Annotated in this window: 14 protein-coding genes; 11 read left to right on the forward strand and 3 right to left on the reverse strand. The window is 61.0% G+C overall.

Annotation, left to right across the window (positions count from 1 at the left end; translation table 11 throughout):
- Positions 1-38: 38 nt before the first annotated feature.
- Together ACODR9_RS20415 and ACODR9_RS20420 are read right to left on the reverse strand one after the other, a co-directional pair.
- Positions 39-863 (reverse strand): TIM barrel protein, encoded by an 825-nt coding sequence (locus tag ACODR9_RS20415; RefSeq protein WP_488811795.1) that lies wholly within the window; start codon positions 861-863, stop codon positions 39-41.
- Between the two features lie 27 nt (positions 864-890).
- Complete coding sequence (locus ACODR9_RS20420; protein ID WP_488811797.1) at positions 891-1,802, reverse strand: sugar phosphate isomerase/epimerase family protein; 912 nt, start codon at positions 1,800-1,802, stop codon at positions 891-893.
- Positions 1,803-2,010: 208 nt separating this feature from the next.
- On the opposite strand from ACODR9_RS20420, the gene ACODR9_RS20425 reads away from it, so the two are divergent.
- From ACODR9_RS20425 to ACODR9_RS20455, 7 genes are all read left to right on the forward strand, one after another.
- Positions 2,011-3,066 (forward strand): LacI family DNA-binding transcriptional regulator, encoded by a 1,056-nt coding sequence (locus ACODR9_RS20425; protein ID WP_488811799.1) that lies wholly within the window; start codon positions 2,011-2,013, stop codon positions 3,064-3,066.
- Between the two features lie 171 nt (positions 3,067-3,237).
- Positions 3,238-5,094 carry a 3D-(3,5/4)-trihydroxycyclohexane-1,2-dione acylhydrolase (decyclizing) gene (gene iolD, locus ACODR9_RS20430; RefSeq protein ID WP_488811801.1) on the forward strand — a complete coding sequence of 619 codons (1,857 nt, stop codon included), beginning with the start codon at positions 3,238-3,240 and terminating at the stop codon, positions 5,092-5,094.
- Positions 5,095-5,127: 33 nt separating this feature from the next.
- A complete protein-coding gene (gene iolE, locus ACODR9_RS20435; RefSeq protein ID WP_488811803.1) occupies positions 5,128-6,039 on the forward strand; it encodes a myo-inosose-2 dehydratase in 912 nt (303 codons plus the stop codon).
- Positions 6,040-6,383: 344 nt separating this feature from the next.
- Positions 6,384-7,322, forward strand: coding sequence for a sugar ABC transporter substrate-binding protein (locus ACODR9_RS20440; protein WP_488811805.1), 939 nt, complete (start codon positions 6,384-6,386; stop codon positions 7,320-7,322).
- 60 nt (positions 7,323-7,382) lie between these two features.
- Positions 7,383-8,924 (forward strand): sugar ABC transporter ATP-binding protein, encoded by a 1,542-nt coding sequence (locus tag ACODR9_RS20445; RefSeq protein ID WP_488811807.1) that lies wholly within the window; start codon positions 7,383-7,385, stop codon positions 8,922-8,924.
- A gap of 47 nt (positions 8,925-8,971) precedes the next feature.
- Positions 8,972-9,997: an ABC transporter permease gene (locus ACODR9_RS20450; protein ID WP_488811809.1), complete on the forward strand. Its 1,026-nt coding sequence runs from the start codon at positions 8,972-8,974 to the stop codon at positions 9,995-9,997.
- 163 nt (positions 9,998-10,160) lie between these two features.
- Positions 10,161-11,072: a DMT family transporter gene (locus ACODR9_RS20455; RefSeq protein ID WP_488811811.1), complete on the forward strand. Its 912-nt coding sequence runs from the start codon at positions 10,161-10,163 to the stop codon at positions 11,070-11,072.
- On the opposite strand, the gene ACODR9_RS20460 is transcribed toward ACODR9_RS20455, so the two are convergent.
- Entirely contained in the window at positions 11,002-11,868 is an 867-nt protein-coding gene (locus tag ACODR9_RS20460; RefSeq protein WP_488811813.1) for a MurR/RpiR family transcriptional regulator, read from the reverse strand. The two genes, ACODR9_RS20455 and ACODR9_RS20460, sit on opposite strands and share 71 nt — an antisense overlap.
- 226 nt (positions 11,869-12,094) lie before the next feature.
- Between ACODR9_RS20460 and ACODR9_RS20465 the strand changes: the two genes are divergently transcribed.
- From ACODR9_RS20465 to ACODR9_RS20480, 4 genes are all read left to right on the forward strand, one after another.
- On the forward strand, positions 12,095-14,041 hold the full coding sequence (locus tag ACODR9_RS20465; protein ID WP_488811815.1) for a bifunctional 5-dehydro-2-deoxygluconokinase/5-dehydro-2-deoxyphosphogluconate aldolase: 1,947 nt from the start codon (positions 12,095-12,097) through the stop codon (positions 14,039-14,041).
- A gap of 17 nt (positions 14,042-14,058) precedes the next feature.
- The gene (gene iolE / locus ACODR9_RS20470; RefSeq protein ID WP_488811817.1) at positions 14,059-14,976 is read left to right on the forward strand and encodes a myo-inosose-2 dehydratase; all 918 of its coding nucleotides are present in this window, start codon (positions 14,059-14,061) and stop codon (positions 14,974-14,976) included.
- Complete coding sequence (gene iolB, locus ACODR9_RS20475) at positions 14,973-15,770, forward strand: 5-deoxy-glucuronate isomerase (RefSeq protein ID WP_488811819.1); 798 nt, start codon at positions 14,973-14,975, stop codon at positions 15,768-15,770. The genes iolE (ACODR9_RS20470) and iolB overlap by 4 nt, the downstream gene beginning before the upstream one ends.
- Before the next feature lie 120 nt (positions 15,771-15,890).
- The gene (locus ACODR9_RS20480) at positions 15,891-17,384 is read left to right on the forward strand and encodes a CoA-acylating methylmalonate-semialdehyde dehydrogenase (protein WP_488811821.1); all 1,494 of its coding nucleotides are present in this window, start codon (positions 15,891-15,893) and stop codon (positions 17,382-17,384) included.
- Positions 17,385-17,492 lie beyond the last annotated feature (108 nt).

A 17,492-nucleotide genomic window follows, 5' to 3' on the forward strand; every position in this document is an offset into this window, starting at 1 on the left:
TTGTCTCCTTGCTCTTGCTTGTTGTGTGATGTGCGGGTTTAGCTGGCGAGTTGCTGGCGGATGTAATCCATGCTGTTACGCAGCAGGGTTTCGCTGTCCGGCGCTTGCATGATGTCGTTGGCAAAGGGCTCAAACGACACCAGACCCTGATAGCCGCGTGCCAGCAGTTCTTTCAGTTGCGGGATATTGCCCAGCCGGTCGGCACTGCCCACCAGCACGCGGTGGCCGTCGCGCATGTCTGTGCTGGCCAGGGTGGTGGATTCCACCCCCGAGATATGCACCAGTCCGGTCAGCTCCGGAAAGAAAATGTCCTCGCCTGCCAAATGGTGGTGGAAGGTGTCGTGTACCAGGCGGAAATGGCGCTCACCAGCGGCGGCGTAAATGGCGGTGACCGCTTCGGACTTGCGGCGCAGTGCGCATTCCTCGAAACCCAGCGGTTCCACCAGGCCGGTAATGCCGTGGTCGTCCAGAATCGGCTTCAGCTGTTTGAGGGCATGAGTCAGATCCTGCTGGCGCTGGCTGGCGCTACGGGCATCGTCCCGGCTGTTGAGTGGACACATCACCAGCGCCTGAGCACCACAGTCGCGGGCATAGGCGGCCAGTTGCAGCGCGCGCTGTTGCAGGTCGGCATCGAACACATCAAACGGGTAGAGCGCATTGATGCTGCGGATGGTGATACCGGCTTCTGTCACGGCATTGCGCAGCTGGGTGGCCGGGGTGCCATTGCTGATTTCCACGCCATTCAGATCGTTGCGGATTTCGATATCGGTCACACCCAGTCGGCGGCACATGGCCAGATAGTCGGGAAAGGACAGGCGCGGTGCGCTGATGCGGTTGATGGCAAAACGGATGGGGTGGTTCATGACGGGCTTTCGGTGGGGGATAGGGGCTTACTTCGGTTGCCAGTGGCGGTAGTGCTGATCCAGATAGCGCTGCATCTTGCTCAGCATGAAGCGCGACGACTCATCGGCGCGTTCCTCCCAGGCAAACACACAGGAGGACAGCACACCGTCGAAACCGATGTCGGCCAGGGTGGCAAAAAACACATCCCAGTCGATTTCACCCTGGCCGATGTCCAGATGCTGATGCACCCGTACATTGGAGCCCGGCGGGTTAACGATATAGCGCAGGCCGGATGAGGCCTTGTGGTTGAAGGTGTCGGCCACGCGCACATGGGCCAGCACCGGCGCGGCGGCGCGCAGCATGGCGGCCATGTCGTCGCCGTAATAGAAGGTGTGCGGCGCGATATAGGACAGCTTGATATTGGGCGAGCCAATCACCTGCACAATGTCCAGTGCGGGCTGGAAGGTTTCCACCCAGTCTTCCGGATGCGGCTCGATGGACAGTTGCAGACCTTCACGCTCGATAATCGGCAGCAGTTCTTCCATGGAACGCCAGAATGCAGCTTCGCATTGCTCTGGCGTATTGATGCCAGCCCCCACTCCCACCGAGCGCTCTGGTGAGGCGCCACGGCCAAACTCGGAAATTAGGGTGTCGCATTCCAGCTCTACCGCAATCTCGATGGCGCGCTTCCAGTATTTCATCGCCGCCTGACGTTCATCTTCAAACGGGCTGGACCAGCGGTACATCGGTTGCAGCGTGGCCAGGCTGACGCCGTGTTGGCGCATGGCCTGCTTGAAACCGGCCAGCCGTTCTCCATTGGCCCGTGGCATGGCCCACCATTGCAGCAGGTCGGCGCGCGGGGAAAGTTCGAGGTGGCGGTAACCCAGCTCCGCCGTCTTGCGGCATAGCTCCGGCAGGCTGAGGTGCCGGTGCATGTACGGGTCCAGCGCAAGCTTCATATCGTCCTCCATTGTTTGTGGTGTTGGCTGCTACTCATGTTGCAGCGCACACCATGTCAAGTGACTAGGGCCCTGTGGTAAAAGGGCTGCAGCATGGTGGTGCTGGAGGCAATCTAGGGTAAGCAAGGCAGGGTTTCAGTTGCTGAATTGACGATAAATCGTCAATGTGGGCCGATTGCCACGGTGATGGAAGCCAGAGGAAATGCGCATGAGCCAGCCGCCACGCCGCAAGAAAACGGCCCGCTTTGTTGAAATTGCCGCTCAGGCCGGGGTCAGCGTGGCCACGGTGGATCGGGTACTAAACGAGCGTGGCAGCGTATCAGCCCAGTCGCGCGCCAAGGTGGTGGCCGCCGCGCGCGAGCTGGCGGTGCCACGGCTGTTGCCGGATACCCGCCACGGGCTGATCCATCTCGATATCCTGTTGCCAGATAACCCCTCGCCCTTTTTCCGCCGACTGCGCCAAGCTTTGCAACAGGCGCTGCCGCTGCTGGACCGCCGGGTGGTGGTGCATCAACAAACGCTGGGTGAAAAAGATGAAGCCGCCATGGTGCGCGCCTTGCGTCCCCGGCCATACCCACGGCAAGGCCTGATTGTGGCGGCACCGGATACCCCGGCTGTACGGGAGGCATTACAGCAAGCCATGCAGCGCGGCGAGCAGGTGGCCTTGGTGGTCAGCAATGTGGCTGGGCTGCCGCAGGCGCGCTATGTCGGCATCGACAATCATGCCGCCGGGCGCACGGCAGGCTGGCTGCTGGGCCGCCTGTGTCGTCAGCCGGGCAGGGTGCTGCTGCTGTCCAGCCGTCCGGACTACCGTGGCCATCTGGAGCGGGCCAGTGGTTGTGCCGAGGTGCTGGCACAGGGCTTTCCCCATTTGCAATGTGATCAGGTGGCCACCGCCACCCATGACGATGCCGACCGCTGCTATGCCGCTGTCAGCCATGCTTTCAAACAAGGCCAGCCGATTGCCGGTATCTACAACAGCGGGGCGGGCTCACCCGGCATTGAAGCCGCGCTGCGCCGCTATGCCATTCACGACAAGGTGTGCTGGGTAACGCACGAGCTGTCGGACGACCATCGCCATTATCTGCAGCAAGGGCTGCTGGACGTGGTAATCGACCAGGACCCGGATGGCCAGGCCATCAAGGCCCTGCAACATGTACTGGCGGCGTTGGAAGTGTTGCCGCAGGGCAGGGAAGTCGGACCGGCAGAATTCCGCCTGTATCTGGCAGAGAACATGTCAGCTTCGCCCTATCTGTCCCCCTAAGCAGGCGTGGCTTGTTTTGCGGAAATTGTTTTTCAAAATAAAATTAAAATGAAAAATAATTTGCAATAGTTCGGAAATCTTATATCGTAGTGGCAAGCTGTTCCTTATTCTCGATCACGCCCTGCTGGCACCGCCCGGTCAGCTGGCGTCATCGCCCCCTGGAGAATGGATGTGAAAACCGTACGTCTCACCGTGGCCCAGGCGCTGGTGCGCTATCTGGCTGCGCAGTTTGTCACCCTGCCGGACGGCAGCCGCGAGCGGCTGTTCGGTGGGGTATGGGCCATCTTCGGCCATGGCAATGTGGCCGGTCTGGGCGAAGCCTTACAGGCCGCGCAAGATGTGCTGCCCACCTTGCGCGCCCACAACGAGCAAGGCATGGCGCTGGCCGCCACGGCTTACGCCAAGGCGCATTTTCGCCGCCGCATGATGGCGGTCAGTACCTCCATCGGCCCCGGTTGTACCAATCTGGTGACAGCGGCGGCGGTGGCCCATGTCAATCGCCTGCCCATGCTGTTGCTGCCGGGTGATGTATTCATCTCGCGTGCGCCGGACCCGGTATTGCAGCAAGTGGAAGATTTTCAGGATGGCGGTGTGTCGGCGGTGGATTGCCTGCGGCCGGTATCGCGCTATTTCGACCGCATCGTGGTGCCGTCCCAGCTGCTGACCGCCTTGCCGCGCGCCATTGCCACCCTCACCGACCTGGCGCAGTGCGGCCCGGTGACGCTGGCCTTGCCGCAAGACGTGCAGGCGCAAGCCTTTGACTGGCCGGAAGCCTTTTTTGCCGAACGCGACATCCATTTCCGCCAGCCTCAGCCCGAACCTGTCGAACTGGCGGCGCTGGCCAGTCTGTTGCGCCAGGCCAAGCGCCCGCTCATCGTCTGCGGTGGCGGGGTGCTGTATAGCGCGGGCGGGGCAGCCGCATTGCAGCAGTTTGTCGAACGGCACGGCATTCCGGTGGGCGAAAGCCAGGCGGGCAAGGGCGCGCTGAGCTGGAATCACCCGCTGCAGGCCGGTTCCATCGGCGTCACCGGCTCTCCGGCCGCCAATGAACTGGCCGAGCAGGCAGATTTGGTGCTGGCCGTGGGCAGCCGCTTGCAGGACTTCACCACTGGCTCGCACACGCTGTATGCCCAAGCCACGCTGTTGTCCATCAATGTAAATGGTTTTGATGCCATCAAATGGGGTGGCCACAGCCTGCAATGCGATGCCGCCGTCGGGCTGACCGCGCTGAGTGCAGTGCTGGAAGGCTGGCAGGCGGATGCCGACTGGACTGCCCACAGCCAGCGCCTGTGCAATGGCTGGCGTCGGCAGGTGGACGAGATTGTGCGCAGCCCGCGTGCCAGCCTTCCCACCTATGCCGAGGCTATCGGTGCGGTGCAGGCCTCCGCAGCGGACTCCGCCGAACGCGACATCGTGGTGTGCGCTGCCGGTACGCTGCCAGCCGAGCTGCACAAGTTGTGGCGCACCAGTACGCCCGGTGGTTATCACATGGAGTACGGCTTTTCCTGCATGGGTTATGAAGTGGCCGGTGGCCTGGGCGTGAAAATGGCCCGGCCAGAGCGCGAAGTTATCGTGATGGTGGGCGATGGCAGCTATTTGATGCTGAACAATGAGCTGGCCACTTCGGTGATGCTGGGTCACAAGCTCATCGTGGTGCTGCTGGACAATGCTGGCTACGCCTGTATCAACCGCTTGCAGCAAGCCTGCGGCGGTGCGCCTTTCAACAATATGCTGGCCGACTGCCTGCACGGCGAACACGGCATCCCGCAAATCGACTTCGCCCAGAATGCCCGCTCGCTGGGGGCTGAGGCCGAAACCGTCGGTTCGGTGGCCGAGCTGCTGGCGGCCATGGTCCGTGCCCGCGCCGCCAGCCGCAGCTATCTGATCCAGCTGCGGATTGATGGCCCGCAATGCACCCCGGAAGGCGGCAGCTGGTGGGAAGTGGGCATTCCGGAGGTGTCCGAGCGTGAGGCCGTACGCAGCGCCCGTGCCGATTATGAGCAAGCCCGCTTGCGTCAGCGGCTGTAGCACAGCAATTACACATATATAAGGAGTGAGACAGTGCAGCAATTTGACGTGCGTATCGGCATCAACCCCATTTCCTGGAGCAACGACGACTTGCCGCAGCTGGGCGGGCATATTCCGCTGGAAACCTGCCTGCAAGAAGGCGCAGAAATCGGCTATGCCGGTTTCGAGCTGGGCAACAAGTTTCCCAAGGACCCGCAGGCGCTGCGGGACAAGATGGCTGAATACGATGTGGCAGTTGTATCCGGCTGGCACTCCGGCCATCTGGCCGAGGGCTCGGTGGAGGATGAAATCGCGGCAGCTACTGCCCATGTGGACAAGCTGGTGTTCAACGGTTGCCAGGTGCTGGTGTATGGCGAGGTGGCCGGTTCGGTGCAGGTCCAGCAGCAAACGCCCTTGTCAGCGCGCCCGCGCTTTACCAGTCAACAGCAATGGCAGGATTACGCCGCGCGGCTGGACGCGTTTGGCGCCTGGCTGAAGGGCAAGGGCATCACTCTCGCTTATCACCACCACATGGGGGCGTATTGCGAAACCAGTGCCGACCTGGACTTGCTGATGTCCCTCACCGGGCCGGATGTGGGCCTGCTGTTTGATACCGGCCACATCACCTTTGCCGGGGGCGATGCCTATGTCGAGCTGCTCAAGCATGTGGACCGGGTGGTGCATGTGCATTGCAAGGATGTGCGACGGGCGGTAATGCAACAGGCGAAGGCGGAAAACTGGAGTTTTCTGGATGCAGTGCTCAAGGGCGTGTTTACCGTACCGGGCGACGGCATGATCGACTTTGCCCCCATCCTGGCCACCTTGCAGCGCCATGGTTACCGTGGCTGGCTGGTGGTGGAAGCCGAACAGGACCCGGCGCTGGCGCCCAGCTATGAATATGCCAAGAAAGGTTACGACTACCTGGCGGCCCTGTGTACGGCCCTGCGCCAGCCGGTGCTGGCCTGAGCCGGATTGACATCACCACCACAGTTACTACTGCCAGCAGCCATGCCTTTGCGCATGGCTGTTTTCATTTCTCTGTGCTGTTTTTGCCAGAAATGCCTTTTTTATCATGATCTTGTTGCATGTTTTATCCGGTATGGCATGGTGGATTGGCAGTAGGTATCAAATCAAAATATAGAAATAAATTTCTACATGCATTGCAGCATGAAATTTTATTTGCAATATTGAACACGCTCACTTATCTTAGCTGCACGACAACACGATATGCGCTTCGCATTGCACTGCAACATAAGCGGGCGGCGGCATGTCGGGATCGAACCCACACCATAAGGACAGGAGACGCACCAATGAAACGCATCACCAAGCTTGCCGGTTCCGCAGTGTTCTTTTCCCTCACCATGCTGGCCATGCCGGCATCCGCCGCCAAACTGGGCGTGACCATGTCCGCCTTTGACGACAATTTCCTTACCGTGCTGCGCAATAACATGAAAACCTATGCCGGCAGCCAGAAGGGCGTGGACATCCAGTTTGAAGATGCGCAAAACGATGTAGGCCGTCAGCTTAGCCAGGTACAAAACTTCATTGCCCAGAAAGTGGACGCCATCATCGTCAACGTGGTGGATACCGATGCCACCCCGAAAATCACCAAGCTGGCCCAGAGCGCTGGCATCCCGCTGGTGTATGTAAACCGTATGCCGGCTGACAAGACCCTGCCCGCCAAGGTGGCCTTTGTCGGCTCCAACGAGGCCGAATCCGGCACCGTGCAGATGAAAGAGGTGTGCCGCCTGATGAAGGGCAAGGGCAATATCGTGGTGATGATGGGTGATCTGGCCAACCAGGCCGCACGCCAGCGCACCAAGGATGTGGAAGACGTGATTGCCAAGGCCCCGTGTAACGGCATCAAGATTGTGGAAAAACAAACCGCCAAATGGTCCCGCACCGATGGCCGCGACCTGATGATGAACTGGCTGAGCGCCGGCGTACAGTTTGATGCCGTGGTATCCAATAACGACGAAATGGCCCTGGGTGCCATTCAGGCACTCAAATCCGCCAAGCGTCTGGACAAAACCATTGTATCCGGCGTGGATGCCACCCAGGATGCCCTCACCGCAATGAAGAACGGTGAGCTGAAAGTGACCGTGTTCCAGAATGCCGCCGGTCAGGGCAAGGGTGCGGTGGATACCGCCCTCAAGCTGGCACGCGGTGAAAAGCTGCCGTCGATGATCTGGGTGCCGTTCGAACTGGTGACCCCGGCCAATCTGAAGAACTACCAGACACGCAACTGAAGCTGATGCTGACGGAGCAGGCCAGCCCTGCTCCGCACAAGACCAGGAGGAGAGCAAGCCATGTTGAGTCTGGCCCCGGAAAAACCGCTAGCCGTTCGCCCGCAGCCTGTGGAGGCGGAACAGCTGCTGATCGAAGTGGAAGGTGTACGCAAGGCCTTTCCCGGTGTGGTGGCGCTGGATGATGTGTCCTTTCGCCTGCGTGCCGGTACCGTGCATGCGCTGATGGGTGAAAACGGCGCGGGCAAGTCCACGCTGATGAAGATTCTGGCTGGGGTGTATACCCCGGACCAGGGCAGCTACCAGCTGCATGGCCGCGAAATCGCGCTGACTTCGCCGCTGGACGCGCTGGAAAACGGCATTGCCATGATTCATCAGGAACTCAACCTGATGCCCTTCATGAGCATTGCGGAAAACATCTGGATCCGCCGCGAACCGCTAAACCGCTTTGGCCTGATCGACCACGCCAAGATGTACCAGATGACCCGCGAGCTGTTTGCCCGGCTGTCCATCGAGCTGGACCCGGAAGCCAAGGTGGCCAGCCTGAGCATCTCCAGCCGCCAGATGGTGGAGATTGCCCGCGCGGTGTCGTACAACTCCGACGTGCTGATCATGGACGAACCCACCTCGGCGCTGACCGAGCACGAAGTCGCCCATCTGTTTCGCATCGTGCGCATGCTGCGCGAGCAGGGCAAGGGCATCATCTACATCACCCACAAGATGAACGAGCTGTTTGAAATTGCCGACGAGGTGTCGGTATTCCGTGACGGCCATTTCATCGGCTGCAAGCGGGTGGAACAGCTGACTCATGATGAAGTGATCCGCATGATGGTGGGGCGCGAAATCACCGAGATGTTCCCCAAAACCGTCGTCCCGATTGGCGAGGTGGCGCTGGAGGTGGAAAACCTCACCCTGGATGGCGTGTTCCACGATGTGTCCTTTTCCGTGCGCCAGGGGGAAATCCTCGGCGTGGCAGGCTTGATCGGCTCTGGCCGCAGCAATGTGGCGGAAACCCTGTTTGGCGTCAGCCCGGCCAGTAGCGGCCAGATCCGCATCAATGGCCAGGCGGTGACGGTGGATTCGCCGCGCACCGCCATGCAGCACGGCATGGCTTTTCTCACTGAAGACCGCAAGGACACCGGCTGTTTTCTTAATCTGAGCATTCAGGAAAACATGCAGATTTCGGTGCTGGGCGGCGACAACCTCAAAGCCGGCTTTGTGCGCCAGCAAGCGCTGGACGCCATGTGCAGCACCATGTCCGGCACCTTGCGGGTGAAAACCCCCAATCTGGACGAGCGCATTGAAAATCTGTCCGGCGGCAACCAGCAAAAAGTGCTGATTGGCCGCTGGCTGCTGACCAACCCGAAAATCCTCATCCTGGATGAACCCACCCGTGGTATCGACGTGGGCGCCAAGGCCGAAATCCACAAGCTGATCTGCAAACTGGCAGGGCAGGGCGTGGCGGTGATCATGATTTCGTCGGAGCTGCCCGAGGTACTGGGCATGAGCGACCGCATCATGGTGATGCACGAGGGCAGGGTAACCGGCATTGTCGACCGCGCCGATGCCACCCAGGTCAGCATCATGACACTGGCTGCCGGCTGACACTGCCGCCAACCAAGCAAAGCACAATAACAGCAGGAGAAGACAAGATGGCTATCAGCAATACGCAGCCGCTGGGCAAATCCACCAAGTCCGGTGCATTCAGGTTCAAGATCCCCGCCGAAGCACGCATCTTCATGGTGCTGCTGGGCGTGGCCCTGATATTCGAACTGTTGGGCTGGCTGTTTGTCGGCCAAAGCTTCATCGCCAACAAGGAAAGACTGATCGTGATGGTGCTGCAGGTGTCGGTGATCGGCATCATCGCGGTGGGTGTCACCCAGATCATCATCATGGGCGGCATTGATTTGTCCTCCGGCTCGGTGGTGGCGCTCACCGCCATGGTGTCGGCCAGCCTGGCGCAAACTTCGGACTTTGCCCGCGCGGTGTTCCCTTCGCTGACTGATCTGCCGGTGATTGCACCGCTGGCGGCCGGTTTGCTGGTGGGGCTGGTGTGCGGGCTGATCAACGGTGCCGTGATTGCCAAAACGGCCATTCCGCCCTTCATCGCCACGCTGGGGATGATGGTGACGGCGCGTGGTCTGGCCAAGTGGTACACCCAGGGTGAACCCATCAGCATGCTGTCGGACAACTATGCCGCCATCGGTGCCGGGATCAACCCCATCATCATCTTCCTGGTGACGGCACTGGTGTTCCACATCGTGCTGAGTTATACCCGTTACGGCAAATACACCTACGCCATTGGTGCCAACCGTGCCGCCGCCCGTGTGGCAGGTATCAATGTCAATCGTCATCTGATTCTGGTGTACACCGTGGCAGGCTTGTTGTCTGGCCTGGCCGGGGTGGTTACCTCGGCGCGGGCGGTGTCCGGTCAGGCTGGCATGGGCATGATGTACGAGCTGGATGCCATTGCCGCCGCCGTGATTGGCGGCACCTCGCTCAATGGCGGCCTGGGCAAGATTACCGGCACGGTGATTGGCGCGCTGATTCTGGGCACCATGACGTCCGGCTTCACCTTCCTGCGTATCGACGCCTATTACCAGGAAATCGTCAAAGGCATCATCATTGTGGTGGCCGTGGTGGCGGACCAATACCGCCAGCGTAATCGCCGCAGCTAATCGCCCGGCATCACACAGCGGGTGTGGCAACAGTTAAACTGTCGCTGGAGTCACACCCGGCTGTCCGCATGCGGCATGGCAATGCAGCAAGAATCTCTCAGCAGGGTGTTGATCGGGAAGGCTAGCCTTCCCGTTTTTTGTTCTTGTGAGAGGTGTCGTGCTTTTGAATCGTGCTGTACGTCCTGGTCTGGCGGAAGCCTCCCTGCTACTGGTTACCCTGATTGCCGGCTTTGGCTGGCTGTGTTCCAAGGAAGTGTTGCGCGGCATGCCGCCGCTGCTGTTTCTGGGGGTGCGCTTTACCAGCGCCGGAGTGGTGCTGGCGGTACTGGCACGCTTGCGTGCTCAGCCCTTGCCGTGGCGCTTGCACTCCACCAGTTGGTGGAGCGCGGCCATGTTGGCGCTGGCCATGGTGCTGTGGATGCTGGCCCTGCAATTGAGTAACAACCTGGGGGTTGGCGCTTTCATCGGTAGTCTGGGAGTGGTGCTGGCACCGGTATTGGCCCGGTTGATGTTTGGCACCGTGCTGCTGGCGCAGACGCTGTGGGCCATGCCGCTGGCGGCGCTGGGCGTGGCGGCCATGGCACTGCATGGTGGCTGGCAGCTGGAGGCGGCGGATTGCCTGTTTCTGGCCTCGGCCCTGGCCATGTCGGTGTTTCTCAATCTGAATGGCCGGGCGGGTGCCAAGGCCCCGGCACTATCGCTGACTGCCTTGCAACTGCTGCTGGCGGGGCTGGCCGGTTTTGCTGGCAGCCTGTTTTATGAACACTGGCCAACCCGGTTAAGCGCCGGGGTGGTGGCCTGGCTGCTGGTGAGCATCCTGCTGGCCACCTGTGGGCGTTTCTTTCTGCAGGGCTGGGCGCAGGCACGGGTGCCGATGCAGCGTTCGGCTTTCATCCTGCTGCTGGAGCCGGTATGGACAGCCCTGATGGCCTGGTGGTGGTTTGGCAGCGGCATGAGCGCCAGCCAGTTGGCGGGTGCCATGCTGATTATGTCGTCCTTGCTGGTCAGTCGTCGTAAGCCCCGGCGTCGCGGGTCTCTTCAATCACCAGCTCCAGGCGGTAAGACAGGGCAATGAACAGCGCCTGGCACAGGCTGATGGTGCTGGTGAGCGAGCGGAAGGAAAACGCGGTGCCTTCCTTCACCGTCAGCACTGCGTCGGCATTGCGCGATAGCGGGCTGAGCTGGCTGTCGGTAATCACCAACTGGCTGGCCTTGTTTTGCGCCGCCACCCGGGCACAGTAGCGGGTTTCCTTGCCGTAAGGCTGAAAGCTGATGGCAATCAGCAGGTCGTTTTCGCGAATGCTGCGGATCTGGTCGTGGTACATGCCGCCCAGGCCAGAGACCAGATGCACCCGTTTGGCAGTATGTTGCAGCGCATAGCTGATATAGCTGGCAATCGGAAACATGCGCCGCACGGCAACAACATAGATGTTGTCGGCTTTCACCAGTAGCTCCACTGCCTTGTCGATGGCCACCGGGTCCAGCGCTTGCGACAACTCATCCAGCCCCTGCTGACAGGCGGTGATGAAGTTCTGCGTTACCTGGGTATTGCTCAGCGGCGTGTCCTGCGTGGCAATTACGCTGCGGATACGCTTTTGGTAATTGTTGACATTGCCACCTGCCGGGGCAAAAGAATCGCGAAACACCGTCTGCATGTCGGAAAAACCGCTGAAGCCAAAGCGCTGGGCAAAGCGCACGATGGCGGAGGGCTGTACCTCGCAGGCTTGGGCGATGTCGGTAATGCGTTCCAGTACCAGGGTCTGGCGGTGCTCTTCTATATATTTGGCAATCACCTTCAGCTGCTTGCTGAGGTCTTCGTATTCCTCGGCAATGCGCTGCATGAGCTGATCGGCGCTCATTTCCTTGGTCATGGTAAGAATTTCCGGCAGTCTGAATGGCGTCATTTTAGAGTGAAACAGCGGCACAACAAAAACATTTTTCGGAAAATAATTTCTAATAGAAAATAAATACGAAAAAAAAGTTGCATTCGTAATGCCACCGTTTTATGCTGGACTTCACCGATAAGGCTGACGGCACACTTCCCCGGGCGGGTGGAGGCGGGCCGCAGCGGCGGACAGCCACTCAACGAGACATAGAATGCACACCATGCAAAACACCACACATTTTGCTGCCGACCGACCGCTGGACCTGATCTGCCTTGGCAGGCTGGCCATCGACCTGTATGCCCGCCAACTGGGAGCCCGGCTGGAAGACGCCAGCAGCTTTGCCCGCTATCTGGGCGGCTCCTCTGCCAATATTGCTTTCGGCACCGCCCGGCTGGGGGTGAAGTCCGCCATGCTGTCCCGCGTGGGCGACGAACACATGGGCCGCTTCCTGCTGGAAACCCTGTCTGCCGAGGGCTGCGATGTCAGCCAGGTGAAGGTGGACCCGGAACGCCTCACCGCGCTGGTGCTGTTGGGCATCAAGGACCGCGATACCTTCCCGCTGCTGTTCTACCGCGAAAACTGTGCCGATATGGCGCTGGAAGAAGCCGATATCAATGAAGATTTCATTGCCTCCAGCAAGGCGCTGCTGATTACCGGCACCCACTTTTCCACCGCCAAGGTGAATGCTGCCAGCCGCAAGGCCTTGGCGCTGGCGCGGCAGCATGATGTGCGCACCGTGCTGGATATCGACTATCGCCCGGTGCTGTGGGGCATTACCGGCAAGGGCAATGGTGAAGAGCGCTATATCGCCAGCGACGGGGTGACCGCGCATTTGCAGTCGGTATTGCCGCTATTTGACCTGATTGTCGGCACGGAAGAAGAAATCAATATCGCCGGTGGCTCGGATGATTTGCTCACCAGCCTGGCCTCCGTGCGCCAGTTGGCCCCGCAGGCCACCCTGGTGGTGAAGCGTGGCCCGCTGGGCTGCGCGGTTATTCCGGCGGCCATTCCGGCGCGCATCGAGGATGCGTTCTCGGTCAAGGGTGCGCAGGTTGAGGTGATGAATGTGCTGGGGGCGGGCGATGCCTTCCTGTCCGGCTTCTTGTCCGGCTGGCTACAGGGCCGCGATTACGGCTGGTGCTGCACCCGCGCCAATGCCTGCGGCGCGCTGGTGGTGTCGCGCCACGGTTGCTCGCCAGCCATGCCCACCACGGCGGAACTGGATTATTTCCTCGGCCTGGAAAAAACATCGCTGCGTCCGGGTGACGATGCCACCCTCAGCCGCTTGCATCGGGTCAGCATCAAGCGCAAGCAGTGGGATGACCTGTGCGTGTTTGCCTTCGATCACCGCAACCAGTTTTTCGAGCTGGCGCGACAAAGCGGGGCGGACGAGGCGCGCATTTCCACCCTGAAAAGCTTGCTGGTTAAGGCCGTTGCCGAAACCGAAAGCGCACTGCAATTGCAAGGTCATATCGGCATCCTGGTGGACGACCGCTACGGCGAGGACGCCATGTATGCGGCCACCGGGCGTGGCTGGTGGATAGGCCGCCCGGTGGAGCTGCCGGGCTCCAATCCGCTGGAGTTCGATCGTGGCCGCACTGCCACCGCGCGGCTGGAAAGCTGGCCGCAGGAACACATCATCAAATGTCTGGTGCAGTACCACCCGGACGACACCCTGGAAAACCGGCTGGAGCAGGAAGCCCAGGTGCGTGCCATTTACGAGGCGGCGCAACTGAGCGGCCACGAACTGCTGCTGGAAGTCATTCCATCGAAAAAGCTGCCGCAACAGCCAGATACCGTGCTGCGCGCGCTCAAGCGCTTTTACAACCTGGGCATCTACCCGGAGTGGTGGAAACTGGAATCCATGTCGGCCACGCAATGGCTGGCGGTAGATGCACTGCTGGCCGAACGCGACCCCTACTGCCGTGGCGTGGTGTTGCTGGGCCTGCATGCCGCTGTCGACGTATTGCGTCAGGGCTTTGCCGATGCCGCCGCCAGCCGCAGCTGCCGTGGTTTCATGGTGGGACGTACGCTGTTCCACGAACCGTCGCAGCGTTGGCTGGCCGGTGAACTGGACGATGCCGGGCTGATTGCCGCCGCCCGCAGCAACTTCGAAACCCTGATCGACATCTGGCGTAGCCGCCGCCAACCGCGCTAAGCCGCCGGGAGAACAGCATGAACAAGCCATTTCAGGTAAAAATCGGCATCAACCCCATTTCCTGGTGCAATGACGATTTGCCCTCGCTGGGCGGTGAGGTGACGCTGGACACCATTCTGCGCGAAGGCGCGCGCATCGGTTATCAAGGCTTCGAGCTGGGCAACAAGTTTCCACGCGATCCGCAGGCACTGGCCGCCGTGTTGCAGCCCTATGGCGTGGAGTGCGTATCCGGCTGGCATTCCGGCTTGCTGGCCGAGGGCAGCGTGGAAGACGAGATCCGCCGCGTGGAGCCACACCTGCAACTGCTGGTGCACAACGGCTGCAAGGTGATGGTGTATGGCGAGGTGGCCAGCGCCATCCAGGGCCAGCCGCAGCCCTTGTACAAGCGCCCGCGCTTTAACAGCCAGCAGCAATGGCTGGCTTATGGCGCGCGGCTGAACGAGTTTGCCCGCCATTTGCAGTCGCGTGGTATCACGCTGGCCTACCACCACCACATGGGAGCCTATGTCGAAACCGCACAGGACATCGACCAATTGATGGCCGTCACCGGCCCGGAAGTCGGCCTGCTGTTTGATACCGGCCACATTACCTTCGCCGGTGGCGATGCACTGGCCGTACTGAACAAGCACATCCGCCGCGTGGTGCATGTGCATTGCAAGGATGTGCGCCCGCAAGTGGTGAAGCAGGCCTGGAACGGCAACTGGAGCTTTTTGCAGGCAGTGATCAACGGTGCGTTTACCGTGCCGGGCGATGGCTGCATCGATTTTGCCGCCATCCTGCACACGCTGGCCGCGCACGATTACCGTGGCTGGCTGGTGGTGGAGGCCGAGCAGGACCCGGTGGTGGCACCCAGCTACGAATATGCCGACAAGGGCTATCGCACCCTGTCCGGCCTGGTGGCGGCCATCAATCAGCAAGAAAGGAATGTGGCATGAGCTTGTTGGTCAAGGCAGGCAAGGGGCGCGAAATTGCCGACATCACCCCGGCCAGTGCCGGGTGGGAGCATGTCGGTTTCCGCGCCGTGCGGCTGGAGGTAGGCGAACAGGAAAGCTGGCAGGACGCCGGGCGCGAATGCTGCCTGGTGGTGCTGACTGGCAAAGTCGCCGTCCAAGCGGGTGCCCAATACTGGGACAGCCTGGGCGAGCGCAGCAGCGTGTTTGACGATCTGGCCCCGTGGGCGGTGTATGTCCCGGCGGGAGAACCCCTTACCATCACCGCACTGACCCCGGCAGAAGTGGCCTTGTGCTCGGCACCCGGCCAGCCGGGGCGCGAAGTGCGGCTGATTGCGCCTGCCAGCATGCAGCGCAGTGTCCGTGGCAAGGGTGCCAACACCCGTTACGTCACCGACATCCTGCCGCAAACCGAGCCAGCCGACGGCCTGTTGGTGGTGGAAGTGATCACCCCGTCCGGCCATTCTTCCAGCTACCCGCCGCACAAGCACGACATGGACAGCCTGCCGACAGAAAGCGTGCTGGAAGAAACCTACTACCACCGTATCGACCCGCCGCAGGGCTTTGCCTTTCAGCGCGTGTATACCGATGACCGCAGCCTGGATGAATCCCACGCGGTGGAAAACCACGACGTGATGATGGTGCCGCGTGGCTATCATCCGGTATGTGTGCCCTATGGCTACCAATCCTATTACCTGAACGTGATGGCCGGGCCCAAGCGCCAATGGTGTTTCCGCAACGACCCACAGCACGAATGGCTGTTGCAACTGCCTGACTGACGCATAGCGGCCCGGCCTGCCTGTGCAAGCGGGCCGCAGCAAATCCATCCACCACCTGATTCCATTTTGATGCCGACCGACGACAGGCAGGCCCCCGGCTTGCCCGCGCAAGGAGAAACCATGTTGCAGATTCCGCATTTCATTAATGGCCAGCGTAGCGCTGGTGCCGCCCAGCGCCGTAGCGTCGTGTTCAATCCGGCCTTGGGCCGACCGCAGGCCGAAGTGATCCTGGCTGAAACCACCGACGTTGAGGCTGCGGTAGCTGCGGCTCATGCCGCCTTCCCGGCCTGGGCTGCGCTGTCGCCACTCAAGCGCTCGCGCATTCTGTTCCGCTTCAAAAGCATTCTGGAAGAGCGTCAGCGCGAGCTGGCGGCGGTGATTTCCAGCGAGCATGGCAAGGTGGAATCCGATGCCCAGGGCGAAGTACAGCGCGGGCTGGAAGTGGTGGAATTTGCCTGCGGCATTCCGCAGCTGCTCAAGGGCGAATACACCGAGCAGGTAGCCACCGGCGTGGATGCCTGGACCATGCGCCAGCCGCTGGGTGTGGTGGCGGGCATCACGCCGTTCAACTTCCCGGCCATGGTGCCGATGTGGATGTTTCCGGTGGCGCTGGCTTGTGGCAATACCTTCATCCTCAAGCCTTCCGAGCGCGACCCGTCCGCTGCGCTGCTGCTGGCCGAATGGCTGAAAGAGGCGGGCTTGCCTGATGGTGTGTTCAATGTCTTACAAGGCGACAAGCTGGCAGTGGACGGCCTGCTCACCCATCCTGATGTGGCCGCAGTCAGCTTTGTCGGCTCCACCCCGATTGCCCGTTACATCTATGAAACCGGTGCCGCGCATGGCAAGCGCGTGCAGGCACTGGGCGGTGCCAAGAACCACATGGTGGTGATGCCGGATGCCGATCTGGACATGACCATCGAAGCGCTGATGGGTGCAGCCTACGGCTCGGCGGGCGAACGCTGCATGGCTATTTCCGTGGCGGTGGCGGTGGGTGACATCGCCGACGCTCTGGTGGCACGGCTGGCCGAACGCACCCGCCAGCTGCGTATCAATATCGGCACCGACCCCAAGGCTGAAATGGGCCCGCTGGTGACGCGCCAGCATCTGGACAAGGTAAGCGGCTATATTGCCCAGGGCGAGGCCGAAGGGGCCACGCTGGTGGTGGATGGCCGTGGCTTGGTAGTGCCGGGCTGCGAGGAAGGTTTCTTCATCGGCGGCACGCTGTTCGATCACGTCACGCCGGGCATGACCATTTATCAGGAAGAAATCTTCGGCCCGGTGCTGGCCGTGGTGCGGGTGGATAGTTTTGATGCTGCGGTGCGGCTGATCAATCAGCATGCCTATGGTAACGGCACTGCCATCTTCACCCGTAACGGTGGTGCCGCCCGCGAATTTAGCCAGCGCATCCAGGTGGGCATGGTGGGCATCAATATCCCGATTCCGGTGCCGATGGCCTTCCACAGCTTTGGTGGCTGGAAAGCCTCCTTGTTTGGCGACCATCACATGCATGGCCCGGAAGGGGTACGTTTTTATACCCGCATGAAGGCCATTACCAGTCGCTGGCCGGCGGGTGGTGTGCAGGCGGCGGAGTTTGCCATGCCGACACTAGGCTAGTTGCTCGCCCGGCTGTGCCAGTCCTAGTCAAGTAGTGGTTTCTCGCATCCGCTGAGCGACGCTCCCGGGCAGCCTTGGCTGCCCATTTTTCTTGCTGGCAGACAAGTA

The sequence above is a fragment of the Aquitalea sp. FG25 genome (assembly GCF_057809375.1).